The sequence below is a fragment of the Psychromonas sp. L1A2 genome, assembly GCF_009828855.1.
Classification (GTDB): Bacteria; Pseudomonadota; Gammaproteobacteria; order Enterobacterales; family Psychromonadaceae; genus Psychromonas.
Map to the genome: position 1 here is coordinate 1,183,473 of NZ_WUAG01000001.1, position 13,944 is coordinate 1,197,416.

11 protein-coding genes are annotated in these 13,944 nt (G+C 39.1%); all 11 read left to right on the forward strand.

Translation table 11 applies throughout. The features are described 5' to 3' along the window. Positions 1-313: 313 nt before the first annotated feature. The 11 genes from gyrA (at position 314) to rng (ending at position 13,849) form a co-directional block, all read left to right on the forward strand. Entirely contained in the window at positions 314-3,058 is a 2,745-nt protein-coding gene (gene gyrA / locus GQR59_RS05215; protein ID WP_160060992.1) for a DNA topoisomerase (ATP-hydrolyzing) subunit A, read from the forward strand. 78 nt (positions 3,059-3,136) lie between these two features. Further along, positions 3,137-4,225, forward strand: a complete 1,089-nt coding sequence (serC, locus tag GQR59_RS05220) for a 3-phosphoserine/phosphohydroxythreonine transaminase (protein WP_160060993.1) — start codon at positions 3,137-3,139, stop codon at positions 4,223-4,225. A gap of 94 nt (positions 4,226-4,319) precedes the next feature. Continuing rightward, complete coding sequence (gene hisC / locus GQR59_RS05225) at positions 4,320-5,441, forward strand: histidinol-phosphate transaminase (protein ID WP_160060994.1); 1,122 nt, start codon at positions 4,320-4,322, stop codon at positions 5,439-5,441. Positions 5,442-5,455: 14 nt separating this feature from the next. Further along, positions 5,456-6,748 (forward strand): 3-phosphoshikimate 1-carboxyvinyltransferase, encoded by a 1,293-nt coding sequence (gene aroA / locus GQR59_RS05230; RefSeq protein WP_160060995.1) that lies wholly within the window; start codon positions 5,456-5,458, stop codon positions 6,746-6,748. Positions 6,749-7,107: 359 nt separating this feature from the next. Further along, positions 7,108-7,779: a potassium channel family protein gene (locus tag GQR59_RS05235; protein ID WP_236546660.1), complete on the forward strand. Its 672-nt coding sequence runs from the start codon at positions 7,108-7,110 to the stop codon at positions 7,777-7,779. Between the two features lie 16 nt (positions 7,780-7,795). After that, complete coding sequence (locus GQR59_RS05240) at positions 7,796-9,184, forward strand: TrkH family potassium uptake protein (RefSeq protein WP_236546661.1); 1,389 nt, start codon at positions 7,796-7,798, stop codon at positions 9,182-9,184. Positions 9,185-9,370: 186 nt separating this feature from the next. Beyond that, positions 9,371-10,408 (forward strand): rod shape-determining protein, encoded by a 1,038-nt coding sequence (locus GQR59_RS05245; RefSeq protein ID WP_137297282.1) that lies wholly within the window; start codon positions 9,371-9,373, stop codon positions 10,406-10,408. Between the two features lie 50 nt (positions 10,409-10,458). Beyond that, positions 10,459-11,340 (forward strand): rod shape-determining protein MreC, encoded by an 882-nt coding sequence (mreC, locus tag GQR59_RS05250; RefSeq protein WP_160060996.1) that lies wholly within the window; start codon positions 10,459-10,461, stop codon positions 11,338-11,340. Next, positions 11,324-11,806: a rod shape-determining protein MreD gene (gene mreD, locus GQR59_RS05255; protein ID WP_160060997.1), complete on the forward strand. Its 483-nt coding sequence runs from the start codon at positions 11,324-11,326 to the stop codon at positions 11,804-11,806. The genes mreC and mreD overlap by 17 nt, the downstream gene beginning before the upstream one ends. Beyond that, positions 11,806-12,375, forward strand: a complete 570-nt coding sequence (locus GQR59_RS05260; protein WP_160060998.1) for a Maf family protein — start codon at positions 11,806-11,808, stop codon at positions 12,373-12,375. Before mreD ends, GQR59_RS05260 begins: the two co-directional genes overlap by 1 nt. Position 12,376: 1 nt before the next feature. Further along, positions 12,377-13,849, forward strand: a complete 1,473-nt coding sequence (gene rng / locus GQR59_RS05265; RefSeq protein ID WP_160060999.1) for a ribonuclease G — start codon at positions 12,377-12,379, stop codon at positions 13,847-13,849. The last annotated feature ends 95 nt before the right edge of the window (positions 13,850-13,944 follow it).

Genomic DNA, 13,944 nt, shown 5'->3' on the forward strand with positions numbered 1-13,944 from the left:
GGTGATTTGTAGAAAAAACAGTCGTTGTAGCGATCTTATTACGCTATTGATTACCTGACCAAATTGAGAACAGCGATTATAACGTGATAATAATAATGATGGGGGATTAATTTTGCGATTTTAAGGGGCTTTAAAATATCTATCTTCCTGTATAAAAAGTGAGCGGTTAGTTAATAAATGCCTCATATTGTCCCATAAAACGATTCTCAGACGATTTTGCTCATTAAAACGCTTCTGCCAAGGTGCATTTGTGCTACTATCGACCCCTTACTAAATTCAGTCTGTTTCCACTAATTTAAGGATTTAAGTTTCTATGAGCGAATTTGCTTCTGACGTTTCCCCAATTAATATCGAAGATGAATTAAAGAATTCTTATCTTGAATATGCAATGAGCGTGATCGTAGGACGTGCATTACCCGATGTACGTGATGGTCTAAAACCAGTTCACCGTCGTGTTTTATTTGCGATGAATGTTTTACGTAATGATTGGAACAAACCTTACAAGAAATCAGCACGTGTTGTTGGTGATGTAATCGGTAAATACCATCCACATGGTGACACTGCGGTATACGATACGATTGTTCGTATGGCGCAAGACTTCTCTCTACGTTACATGTTGGTTGATGGTCAAGGTAACTTCGGTTCTGTTGATGGCGATAGTGCGGCAGCGATGCGTTATACGGAAATCCGTATGCAGAAGTTAGCACATGAGTTATTAGCTGACTTAGAAAAAGAAACGGTTGATTACGTACCTAACTATGATGGTACTGAGTTCATTCCTGAAGTGTTACCGACTAAAATCCCTAACTTATTAATTAATGGTTCATCAGGTATTGCGGTTGGTATGGCAACGAATATTCCACCGCATAACTTGGGTGAAGTGATCAGTGCTTGTTTAGCGCTAATTAAAGATGAAGATATTACGATCAATGAGTTGATTGAGCACATCCCTGGTCCAGATTTCCCAACGGCGGGTATCATCAATGGCCGTAAAGGTATTATTGAAGCTTACCATACGGGTCGCGGTAAAATTAAAGTACGCGCTAAAGCGGACATTGAAGTTAATGAAAAAACCGGTCGCGAAACGATCGTGGTTCATGAGCTACCGTACCAAGTTAACAAAGCTCGTTTGATTGAAAAAATCGCGGAATTTGTTAAAGATAAAAAAATTGAAGGTATCAGCGCACTACGTGACGAGTCAGATAAAGACGGTATGCGTATGGTGGTTGAAGTTAAACGTGGCGAAGTGGGTGAAGTGGTTTTAAACAACCTTTACGCGCAAACGCAAATGCAAGTCACATTTGGTATTAATGCGGTTGCACTTGACCATGGCCAACCAAAATTATTCAATCTGAAAGAGATGTTAGAAGCGTTTATTCTACATCGTCGTGAAGTGGTGACACGTCGTACGGTATTTGAATTACGTAAAGCACGTGACCGTGCACATATCCTTGAAGGGTTAGCGATTTCATTGGTTAACATTGAAGCTATCATTGAAATGATTCGTAACTCTCCAACACCAGCTGAAGCAAAATTAGCGCTACAGTCTCGTGGTTGGGATTTAGGTGCTGTTGCTTCTATGTTAGAAGCAAGTGGTGTTGATGCTGCTCGTCCTGATGGGTTAGCGATTGAATTTGGTATTCGTGATAATCAATACTTCATGACTGAAATTCAAGCACAAGCGATTCTAGATTTACGTCTACACAAGTTAACGGGCCTTGAGCACGAGAAAATTTTAGGTGAGTACAAAGAGCTATTAGAAATCATTGCTGCTCTATTATTCATTCTTGAAAGTCCTGCGCGTTTGATGGAAGTGATTGAAGAAGAATTAGAAGAAGTGCGTGATAACTTTGATGATGAACGTCGTACTGAAATCACTGAAAGTGAATCTGATTTATGTATGGAAGATTTAATCGTTGAAGAAGATGTGGTTGTAACACTTTCTCACGAAGGTTACGTTAAGTACCAACCGTTATCAGATTACGAAGCACAGCGTCGTGGTGGTAAAGGTAAAGCAGCGACTAAGATGAAAGATGAAGACTTCATTGAGAAACTGTTAGTAGCAAGTACGCATGATACGATTTTATGTTTCTCTACACGTGGTCGTCTGTACTGGCTAAAAACATTCCAACTACCATTAGCATCTCGTCAAGCGCGTGGTCGTCCGATTGTGAATATCTTGCCGCTTGAAGAGGGCGAACGTATTACTGCAATCTTGCCGGTACGTGAATACGAAGATGATAAGTATGTGTTTATGGCAACCGCAAATGGTACGGTTAAGAAAACCGCATTAAGTGCTTACAGTCGTCCACGTTCAAGTGGTTTGATTGCGATTAACCTAAATGATGATAATGAGCTAATCGGTGTAGCATTAACGGATGGCACAAACGAAATCATGTTGTTCTCGGATGCTGGTAAAGTAGTTCGCTTTAAAGAAGCGGAAGAAAGCCAAGTAACCGATGAAGAAGGTAATGTTGTATTAGATGAAAACGGTAACCCTGAGATTAAATTCAAAGGTGTTCGCCCAATGGGTCGTACAGCAACGGGTGTTCGTGGTATTAAATTAAACGAAGGCGGTAAAGTTGTTTCATTAATCGTACCTAATGCAACGGGTCATATATTAACAACGACTGAAAATGGTTACGGTAAACGTACACCACTTGATGATTACTCATCTAAGAGTCGTGCGACACAAGGTGTTATCTCAATCAAAGTGAGTGAGCGTAACGGTAAAGTGGTTGGTGCGGTTCAGGTTGATGATAACGATGAAATCATGTTGATCTCTAACCGTGGTACATTAGTGCGTACACGTGTTTCAGAGGTGTCTGTGGTCGGTCGTAATACACAAGGTGTTACTTTAATACGTACTGCTGAAGATGAAAAAATCGTTGCATTACAACGCATTGAAGAAATCAAAGATGTGCTTGTTTATGATGAAAATGGTGAATTAGTGCCAAAAACTGCTGAAGTATTAGAGGCAGTTGAAGGTGAAGTGCAAGAAAGCGAATCAGACGCAGTAGATAATGTGGATGAACAGCCAACTGACGCACCTGAATAACGGTTAATTACAGTTTAATAAGCGGCAATAGCCGCTTATTTTGTTTTAAAAGAGTCAACTTTTTTAAGAGAGTTAGCAATGACAAAAATATATAACTTTTGTGCCGGTCCTGCGATGTTACCTGAAGCTGTAATGCAACAGGCCCAAAGTGAATTTTGTAACTGGCAAGGTTCAGGCGTTTCTGTGATGGAAGTCAGTCACCGAAGCCCTGAGTATGTTGCAATGGCAAAACAAGCCGAGCTTGATTTGCGTGAATTGATGGCGATCCCTGATAATTATAAAGTATTGTTTTGTCATGGTGGTGGACGTGGTCAATTTGCTGCGGTGCCATTTAACTTATTAGGCGACAAGCTAGATGCTGATTACATTTTAACGGGCCAGTGGTCTAAATCTGCGGTAGTTGAAGCTAAAAAGCATGCACGTATTCATGAAACCAATATTATGCGAACCACTGAAGACGGCAAAATTGGTGTTAAATCTTCTGATGATTGGAATGTAAATGCAGGTTCTGCTTATGTTCATTATTGCCCGAATGAAACTATTGAAGGGATTGAAATCTTTGATGTGCCTGAAACAGGTGTGGTGCCATTAGTGGCTGATATGAGTTCAACTATTTTGTCTCGTCCAATCGATGTTTCAAAATTTGGCGTTATCTATGCTGGTGCACAGAAAAATATCGGTCCATCGGGTTTATCGATTGTGATTGTTCGTGATGACTTAATTGGTCATGCTCGTCAAACTATCCCGTCTATTTTTGATTACCAAGTACAAACGGACTTTGATTCGATGTACAACACACCGCCAACGTACTCATGGTACTTAGCAGGTTTAGTGTTTAAATGGTTATTAGCACAGGGTGGTATTGCAGTGGTTGAAAAGAACAATATTGCAAAAGCTGAGTTGCTTTATAACGCTATCGATAGCTCTCCATTCTATTCAAATAATGTTGATGCAAGTGTCCGTAGCCGTATGAATATTCCATTTACATTGGCTGATGATAGCTTAAACGAAACCTTTTTAAGTGAATCTAAAGCGGCTGGTTTGTTGACCTTAAAAGGTCACAAGTTAGTAGGCGGTATGCGTGCGAGTATTTACAACGCTATGCCTATTGAAGGTGTACAAGCGTTAGTAGACTTTATGGCTGTTTTTGAAAAGAAATATGCATAACACTGCTGATTAAAGCAGGGTGTAAAAAGTGCTTTTATATTACCTTTTTATAAAGGCACCTCTAAAGAATAGTGATTCATTGTAAGGAACTAGAATGAGTAATGATTTTTTAAGTTTGGCGAATACAGGCGTACAAAAACTACGCCCATACCAAGCTGGTAAACCAACTGACGAACTAGAGCGTGAATTAGGCATTACGGATATTGTAAAACTCGCGTCTAATGAAAACCCATTAGGGTTAAGTGAATCAGTAAAATCAGCATTACAACAAGAGTTAACGGAATTAACTCGTTACCCTGATGCGAATGGTTTTTATCTAAAACAAGCATTAGCAAAGAAATACGCGGTTGATATTAACCAAGTGACTTTAGGTAATGGTTCTAATGATTTATTAGAGTTGATTGCGCGCGCTTTTGTTGAACCAACGAATGAAGTGATGTTTGCTGAACATGCGTTCGTTGTTTACCCGTTGGTGACACAAGCCATTGGTGCACAAGCAGTGGTGGTTAAAGCAAAAGATTATGGTCATGATTTGGTGGCGATGACAGCGGCAATCACTGACAACACTAAGCTTATTTTTATTGCTAATCCTAATAACCCAACGGGTACTTTTTTAGAACAAGCTGAGTTGAAGGACTTTTTAGCAAAAGTACCGGCGACTGTTTTGGTTGTATTGGATGAAGCTTACTTTGAATATGCTGCTAGCGAACGTCGTGGTAATGCGATTGCTTGGATTGCTGAGTTCCCTAACTTAATCGTTTCACGTACTTTCTCGAAAGCTTATGGTTTAGCGGGGTTACGTGTGGGTTATAGTATTTCACATCCTGATATCGCTGATATTTTAAATCGTGTTCGTCAGCCTTTTAACTGCAATGCATTAGCCTTAAAAGCCGCTGAAACGATTTTACAAGATGATCAATACTTAGCTGATAGTGTGGCGTTAAATAACGCAGGCATGAAAGATTTAAGCGCCTTTTTTGATGTGAATAATTTAGAGTATATCCCATCAATGGGTAACTTTATTACTGTGAATGTTGGCAATGCTTCTGATAAGAAAACGGGTGACGAGGTGTACCAACAATTATTACTAGAAGGCGTTATTGTACGTCCGATCACAGGATATGGTTTACCGAATCATTTGCGTATCAGTATTGGTACTGAAGCGGAAAATCAACGCTTCAAACAAGCACTAACTCACGTTTTAAATTTGCAATAAGAGAAACGAAAATAATGGAACAGTTATTATTAAACCCGATTAAAAAAGTCGATGGCGAAATTAATTTACCGGGATCAAAAAGCCTGTCAAATCGTGCCTTATTGCTAGCAGCATTAGCATCAGGTACCACGACATTAACCAACTTATTAGACAGTGACGATATTCGTCATATGTTGAATGCATTAACTAAATTGGGTGTTAACTACCAATTGTCTGCAGATAAAAAACAGTGTGTTGTTGAAGGCTTAGGCCGTGCATTCAATACCCAAGAGTTGGGTGATATTGAGTTGTTTTTAGGTAATGCGGGTACGGCGATGCGTCCATTATGTGCGGCATTATGTTTAGGCCAAGGTGAATATACGTTAACGGGCGAGCCGCGTATGTTTGAGCGTCCAATCGGTTCTTTAGTAGATTCTCTAAAGCAAGCTGGCGCTGACGTGACTTACTTAAAAAATGAAAATTATCCACCATTAAAAATCAAAGGGACTGGCTTAAAGGGCGGTACTATTACCATTGATGGTAGTGTTTCAAGCCAATTCTTAACGGCATTTTTAATGTCTGCACCAATGGCGTCTGAAGATACAACGATTAACATTATTGGTGAATTAGTATCAAAACCTTACATCAAAATTACGTTGCAAATTATGCAAGATTTTGGTGTTGAAGTAGATAATGTTGGTGGTGAGTACCAAAGCTTTGTGATTAAAGGCGGACAAACTTATCAAGCGCCAGGCAACTACTTAGTAGAAGGCGACGCTTCATCGGCTTCTTACTTTTTAGCGGCAGCGGCGATTGGCGGCGGCAGTATTAAAGTAACAGGTATTGGTAAAAAATCAGTGCAAGGCGATATTCAATTTGCTGACGCATTAGAAGCAATGGGCGCTAATATTGAATGGGGCGATGATTACATTAAAGCCAGCAAGGGCGAGCTTAAAGCCATTGATATGGATATGAATCATATTCCTGATGCGGCGATGACGATTGCAGTAGCGGCTTTGTTTGCTGAAGGTACTACGAAAATCACTAATGTATATAATTGGCGTGTGAAAGAAACGGACCGTTTATATGCAATGGCGACAGAGCTACGTAAAGTCGGCGCTGAAGTAGTAGAAGGCCATGACTTTATTGAAGTGACGGCACCTGCTCAAATCAAACATGCTGAAATAGATACTTATGATGATCACCGTATTGCGATGTGTTTCTCATTGGTTGCGTTAAGCGGTACGCCTGTGACCATCAACGATCCAAAATGTACGTCTAAAACATTCCCTGATTACTTTGAAAAGTTAGCATCAGTTAGTTTCTAAGCCGATAAGTTAACTTATTGTTTTCAAAGTTGCTTTGTTCATTTTGTTAAAACCTACTTCGGTAGGTTTTTTTATAGCTGTATTGTTATAGGTATTAGTCATGCACTTATGATACTAATACCAAAAGAATTAATAAAGTGATCATTCTTGCTGGTTAAAATTACCCCTAACTGCGTTGTGAGTTTTGAAGTGAGAACAACTATCTCCTACAACTCATGCCTTATTAGTGTTAATTTTTCCTCCGCAATCTCTGATCACTTATTTAATTCCATTGGTATAATCATTTAAATGCGCTAGTGACTAGTCAGTATTTTATCTATAGTGAGCTTCTTAACTTTTAATTTAAACGGTGTGAATTTATGTTCTCAATGAATATGGAGAAAAAGCAATTTGCTGTGATTGGCTTAGGTCGATTTGGGTTAGCATTATGTGAAGAATTGATGGATCAAGGTGCACAAGTTTTAGCCTTAGATATTGATGAAGAACGCGTTAAATTAGCCGCTGAAACCTCGTCTCATGCCATTATTGCTGATTGTAGTGATGAAGAGACTGTCGCGGAATTAAAACTGGATGAATACGATATTGTGATGGTCGCGATTGGTGATGATATCAATACCAGTATATTGGCGACGTTAGTGTTGAAAGAGTTAGGTGTTAAAAATGTTTGGGTGAAAGCGAAGAATAAATTTCACGCCAAAATATTACAGAAAATTGGTGCTGATAAAATTATCAGTCCTGAAAGAGACATGGGGATTCGTGTAGCGCGCAGCATGCTCTATAAACATGTATTTGATTTTTTAGTGTTAGGCAGTGGTTTAGCGATTACCGAAGTTGTCATTGGTGGAAAGTATTTGGGGCAACGCCTTGATGAACATCCTTGCAGTAATATTGATGGTATTAAAATACTTGCTTACAAACGCGGTGCGACTATTCATGACCGTCCTGATGATGGGGTAAGTTTAGAAATTGGCGATATATTGATTGTGGCCGGAGAAGAAGTGCTGTTAAAACAAAAATTAAAATACCTTTGAGTTTATTAAAATATCTATGAGTTTATTAAAAAGTCCGATGAGCTTCTTAGCTGAAAAGAGCAATAGTATTGACCTTAAAGGTAGAAAGGGTAAAAGACGTTGGTCTGAGCCACGTATTATCTTGTTTAGCTTTCTGGGTATTTTATTTCCTTCAGCGATTTTGTTAACTCTGCCATTATTTTCTATTTCAGGGCTGAGTTTTATGGATGCCTTGTTTACCGCTACGTCTGCTATCAGTGTGACGGGTTTAGGCGTGGTTGATACCGGCACACATTTTACTTTGTCAGGTAAAATATTATTAATGCTGTTAATGGAAATAGGCGGGTTAGGACAGATGACTTTGTCAGCTATTTTATTGTATATGTTTGGCTTGCGCCTGAGCTTACGACAACGAAGTGCAACACAAGAAGAGCTAGGACAAAGTGGCTCATTAAACTTACGTCGTTTAACTATTCATATTATTATTTTCTCATTAATTGCCCAAGTGATTGGTGCTTGTCTATTAGCTTTTCGCTGGGTGCCGGAGATGGGGTGGTGGCAAGGTGCTTTTTATTCCCTTTTTCATTCTGTTTCGGCATTTAATAATGCTGGATTTTCATTATTCAGTAATAGCATGGTTGATTACGTTGGTGATCCGCTAGTTATTTTTACTATTGCTGCTTTATTCATTTTTGGTGGGCTCGGGTTTACGGTGATCTCTGACCTACAACGACATTGGCGCAAAGGCTTTTTGGCGTTGAGTTTACACAGTAAAGTGATGTTAACGGCAACCCCTGTTTTATTATTAGTTGGGACGGTCTTTTTATGGGTTTTAGAGCACCATAACAATCAGACCTTTGCAGAGTTACCTTTATCAAGCCAATGGTTAGCGGCCTTTTTTCAATCAGCTAGTGCACGTACTGCTGGGTTTAACAGTGTTGATTTAAGTCAGCTCACGCATCCTGCTTTATTAGTGATGATGGTGCTTATGTTAATTGGTGCTGGTTCAACGTCTACGGGTGGCGGTATTAAAGTGTCGACCTTTGTGGTGGCGATGGCGGCAACATGGGCTTTTCTTCGTCAACAAAGTCACGTGGTATTGTTTAAACGTACCGTTGCTTGGACTAAAGTCACCAAATGTTTAGCGATTATTGTAGTCAGTTTCTTAGTGTTAGTTGTCGCTATGTTTTTATTGATGTTAACGGAACAGGCACCTTTTGAAGTGGTCGTTTTTGAGGTGATTTCAGCTTTTGCTACGGTAGGGGTAACGGCTGGGTTAACCGCTGAGTTATCCGAAGCAGGTAAGTTAATTATGGTTGTTGTGATGATCATTGGTCGTATTGGACCAATTACATTAGCGTATATGCTTGCTAGCGCAAAACCAACGCTATTAAAATACCCTGAAGATGAATTATTAGCGGGTTAAATTATTATCTCTATAAATAAAGTTCATATGAGAGCTTGCAAATTAATGTCAATAAATTATTAAAATTATCATTTCATCAATTGTATCGGTACTTAAAGTACGCTTTTCGCTTTCTTTTCTTGCTGTATTTTTGGTGGGTTGGTAGAGTACGCGGATTACTTTTATTCGCTTCTTTTGGAAATATTCATGTTTAAAATGTTCCGCGGTATGTTTTCTAACGATTTATCAATCGATTTAGGAACTGCAAATACCCTTATTTATGTTAAAGACCAAGGTATTGTACTGGATGAGCCCTCTGTGGTTGCAATCCGAAAGGATAAAAATGGCAAAAGAGTTGCCGCTGTTGGTAGTGCTGCAAAGCAAATGTTAGGGAAAACACCTGGTAATATCGAAGCTATTCGTCCAATGAAAGATGGTGTTATTGCTGACTTTTATATTACAGAAAAAATGTTACAGCATTTTATTAAACAAGTGCATAACAATAGTTGGATGCGCCCAAGCCCACGTGTTTTAGTTTGTGTTCCTTGTGGTTCTACACAAGTTGAGCGACGCGCTATTCGTGAGTCTGCAATGGGTGCAGGTGCACGTGATGTTTTCTTGATTGATGAACCTATGGCTGCTGCTATCGGTGCTGGTATGCCGGTTTCTGAAGCAAAAGGTTCAATGGTTGTTGATATCGGTGGTGGTACCACTGAAGTAGCTGTTATTTCATTAAACGGTATTGTTTATTCTGCTTCTGTACGTATTGGTGGTGATAAGTTTGATGAAGCTATCATCAACTATGTACGTCGTAATTACGGCTGTACTATCGGTGAAATTACTGCTGAACGTATTAAACATAGCATTGCTATCGCTTACCCAATCGATGAAATTAAAGAGATTGAAGTGCGTGGTGTTAATGTTGCTGAGGGTGTTCCTCGTAGCTTTACATTAAACAGCAATGAGATTTTAGAAGCATTGCAAGAACCATTGAGCGGCATTGTTTCAGCGGTTATGTTAGCGCTAGAAAAAACACCACCTGAGCTTGCTGCTGATATTGCAGAGCAAGGTATGGTACTAACTGGCGGTGGCGCATTATTATGTGAGCTTGACCGTTTGTTATCTGAAGAATCTGGTATTCCTGTTATTGTTGCCGATGATCCTCTTACTTGTGTTGCTCGTGGCGGCGGTATGGCGTTAGAGATGATCGATACACATGGTGGTGATGTCTTTAACGGAGATTGATATTAATTAGCGTGGTTTAATCACTGCGCTAACATTCAATAAAAATATCCATGAAACCAATTTTTACCCGCGGTCCCTCGTTTACATTAAGGCTATCCATTGTGATAGCCTGTTGCGTTGGTTTACTGATAGCCGACAATAAATATAATCTCTTTTCCCCTGCACGTGTTTATTTAAACTCTATTGTTGCCCCTATTCAATACATTGCTGATGCGCCACAAAAGTTGTTTGGTTCATTCTCTGAAAACCTGATGACCAGACAAGCGCTAGTGGATCGCAATCAGCAGCTTGAAAAAGATAATCTACATTTAAAAGCAGATCGTCTTTTATTAGGACAATTGCAAAATGAAAATAAGCAACTTCGTGAATTATTAAACTCGGAAAAAAAATTCAAATATAAACGTATGATCACTGAAGTAATGAGTTTACGTTCAGATCCCTTTACACATCAATTATTGATTGATAAAGGCGCGTTAAATGGTGTTTATTTAGGGCAACCAGTCATCAATGAGCAAGGTGTGGTTGGACAAGTTTCACAGGTGGGTAGTACGACTAGCCGTGTTGTGTTAATTGTTGATGCTACCCACGGTATTCCGGTACGTGTTCAACGTAATGATGTGATTGCAATTGTTCACGGCAGTGGCGCTTGGGATCAATTAAAAGTACCTTTTGTACAAAGTAATGCAGATATAAAAGAGGGTGATTTATTAGTGACCTCTGGTTTAGGCGGTCGTTTTCCTGCCGGTTACCCCGTTGCTAAAATCAGTCGTTTTGAGTATCAAGAAGGTGAGTTGTATGCAACGGTGACGGCTACACCTGTTGCTGATCTAGATAGAAGCCGTTATTTACTCTTATTATGGAATGATGATCCGTTAGCTGATGCTGATTTAACGTTAGATTCACCGGAATTATTCGATGTCCCTGTTCAATAGTTATAAAATAATTTATCTGTCTTTTTTATTCTGTCTTGTGGCAGCCATTTTTCCATTACCGATCATGTTTAATGCTTTTAGGCCCGATTGGATGCTATTAGTACTTTCTTATTGGGTGATGGCGTTACCGCATCGAGTTAATATCGGACATGCGTTTATATTGGGGCTGTTATTAGATTTATTATTAGGCTCTATTCTAGGAATGCACGGATTATTATTTGCATTGTTAGCGTATTTTACGAGTATTAATTTCCAACGTTTTCGTAATTTTACGTTAGTACAAACGACGTTATTATTGGGGTTATTTATTTTTTTAGCGAAAGTCGGCTTATATTGGATAGCATCAAGCATGCAAGAAATTACCTTACATCGTCCTTATTTTTGGTCTATTTTTACTTCTATGCTTATTTGGCCTTGGTTCTTTCTGTTTATGCGTTTTATACGTGTTCATTATAGGGTTAGTTAATGTCTATTCAATTATTTTTGGCTTCAAATTCACCACGCAGAGGTGAGTTGTTGTCGCAAATTAATGTTCAATTTGAACGTATTAGTGCGCCTATTGACGAAACAAAAATAAGCACAGAAAGCAGTGCAGAGTATGTACAGCGTTTAGCCTTAGAAAAAGCATTGGCTGGATTAGTTAAAAATAACCAGCAAGGTTTAGTGTTAGGCGCTGATACGATTGTTGTATGTGGTGACGTAGTGATGGAAAAACCATTAAATAAACAACACGCACAACAAATGATGACATTGTTATCGGGTAATACACATCAAGTATTGACGGCTATTGCATTGGTGACTAAACAGAAACAAGTCGTCAAGTTAGTGGTTACAGAGGTCACGTTCAAAACCTTAACTGAACAAGAAATTTCGGACTATTGGGAAACGGGTGAACCACAGGATAAAGCGGGTGGTTATGGTATCCAAGGGATTGCAGGTCAATTTGTCACCCATATTTCAGGTAGTTATAGTGCAGTAGTAGGGCTTCCTCTCTATGAAACAGCGCAACTTATTAAATGCTTTAGAGAGGCTTAACATGTCCGTTGAATTATTAATGAATATCACCCCCACTGAAACTCGTGTGGCTTTAATCGAGGGTGGTGTTTTACAAGAGTTACATATTGAGCGTCAAGTGAGTAAAGGGATTGCTGGCAATATTTATAAAGGTAAAGTGACGCGTGTTTTACCGGGTATGCAAGCGGCCTTTATTGATATCGGTTTAGAAAAAGCGGCATTCTTACATGCTTCTGATATCGACTTGCACGCAGAGTGTTTTACTGGACCTGATAAAGATAAATTTAAAGTCGCTGATATTTCAACCTTAGTTAGACCTGGTCAGAATATTATAGTGCAAGTGGTTAAAGATCCCTTAGGCACTAAAGGCGCACGTTTAACGACCGATATTACGCTACCTTCTCGTTACCTTGTTTTTATGCCCGATACAAAACATGTGGGTGTGTCACAACGTATTGAAAGCGCTGAAGAAAGAGAACGTTTGAAAGGCATCACTGAATCTTGTGTTGATGAATTGGGTGGCTTTATTATTCGAACTGCGGCTGAAGGTGCGCCAGAAGTTGAATTAAGAAATGATGCGGCTTTTTTACAGCGCGTTTGGCGTAAAGTGATCACTCGCAAACAGCGTACTCAATCAAAAAACAAAATGCTATACCAAGATCTTAGTTTAGCATTTCGTATTCTACGTGACTTTGTCGGTACAGAGATTGATCGCGTTCGTATTGATTCAAAGCTTAGTTTTAAAGAACTGTCCAATTTCAGTACTGAGTTTATCCCTGAATTAGAAGGCAAAGTTGAATATTACGACGGCGAAAGTCCTATCTTTGATTTGTTTGATGTTGAAAATGAAGTACAACGTGCTTTAAATCGTAAAGTAGCACTGAAGTCGGGCGGTTATTTAATTATCGACCAAACGGAAGCGATGACTACGGTTGATATTAATACGGGGGCTTTTGTTGGACATCGTAATCTTGAAGAAACTATTTTTAATACTAACGTTGAAGCAACATTAGCGATTGCTCGTCAATTACGTTTACGTAACTTAGGTGGCATTATTATCCTTGATTTCATTGATATGAAATCAGTAGATCATCGACGCCGCGTATTTAATAGTTTGGAACAAGCATTAGCTAAAGATCGTGTTAAAACACATATTAATGACTTTTCGCCGCTTGGGTTAATCGAAATGACCCGTAAACGTACTCATGAAAGTCTTGAGCATATATTTTGTGGTGAATGTGCGACTTGTAATGGTCGCGGTTATGTTAAAACTGTTGAAACAGTTTGTTATGAAATTTTACGTGAAATATTACGTGTAGATCGTGCTTACTCTGCAGAACGTTTTGCTGTTTATGCCTCTGTATCAGTTGCTGAAGCCCTCAAAGGGGATGAGTCTTATAACTTAGGTGAATTGATTGTCTTTATGCAAAAGCGTGTGGAAATTCATCCTGAGCCTTTATACGGGCCTGAACAGTTTGATGTGGTTATGATGTAGGGATAATGTGACTTTTCGTCACAATGGTCTAAAAAATATGAAGTTAGTAAGTTGATTGTATTTACATAAAAGCGTATTAATAGTTTTTAGGTGAT

What these genes read in the sequence shown, in the direction of transcription:
- mreC (WP_160060996.1), top strand. Translation starts at nt 10,459, where the DNA reads ATGAAACCAATTTTTACCCGCGGTCCCTCGTTTACATTAAGGCTATCC.
- hisC (WP_160060994.1), top strand. Translation starts at nt 4,320, where the DNA reads ATGAGTAATGATTTTTTAAGTTTGGCGAATACAGGCGTACAAAAACTA.
- GQR59_RS05260 (WP_160060998.1), top strand. Translation starts at nt 11,806, where the DNA reads ATGTCTATTCAATTATTTTTGGCTTCAAATTCACCACGCAGAGGTGAG.
- rng (WP_160060999.1), top strand. Translation starts at nt 12,377, where the DNA reads ATGTCCGTTGAATTATTAATGAATATCACCCCCACTGAAACTCGTGTG.
- aroA (WP_160060995.1), top strand. Translation starts at nt 5,456, where the DNA reads ATGGAACAGTTATTATTAAACCCGATTAAAAAAGTCGATGGCGAAATT.
- mreD (WP_160060997.1), top strand. Translation starts at nt 11,324, where the DNA reads ATGTCCCTGTTCAATAGTTATAAAATAATTTATCTGTCTTTTTTATTC.
- gyrA (WP_160060992.1), top strand. Translation starts at nt 314, where the DNA reads ATGAGCGAATTTGCTTCTGACGTTTCCCCAATTAATATCGAAGATGAA.
- GQR59_RS05240 (WP_236546661.1), top strand. Translation starts at nt 7,796, where the DNA reads ATGAGTTTATTAAAAAGTCCGATGAGCTTCTTAGCTGAAAAGAGCAAT.
- GQR59_RS05245 (WP_137297282.1), top strand. Translation starts at nt 9,371, where the DNA reads ATGTTTAAAATGTTCCGCGGTATGTTTTCTAACGATTTATCAATCGAT.
- GQR59_RS05235 (WP_236546660.1), top strand. Translation starts at nt 7,108, where the DNA reads ATGTTCTCAATGAATATGGAGAAAAAGCAATTTGCTGTGATTGGCTTA.
- serC (WP_160060993.1), top strand. Translation starts at nt 3,137, where the DNA reads ATGACAAAAATATATAACTTTTGTGCCGGTCCTGCGATGTTACCTGAA.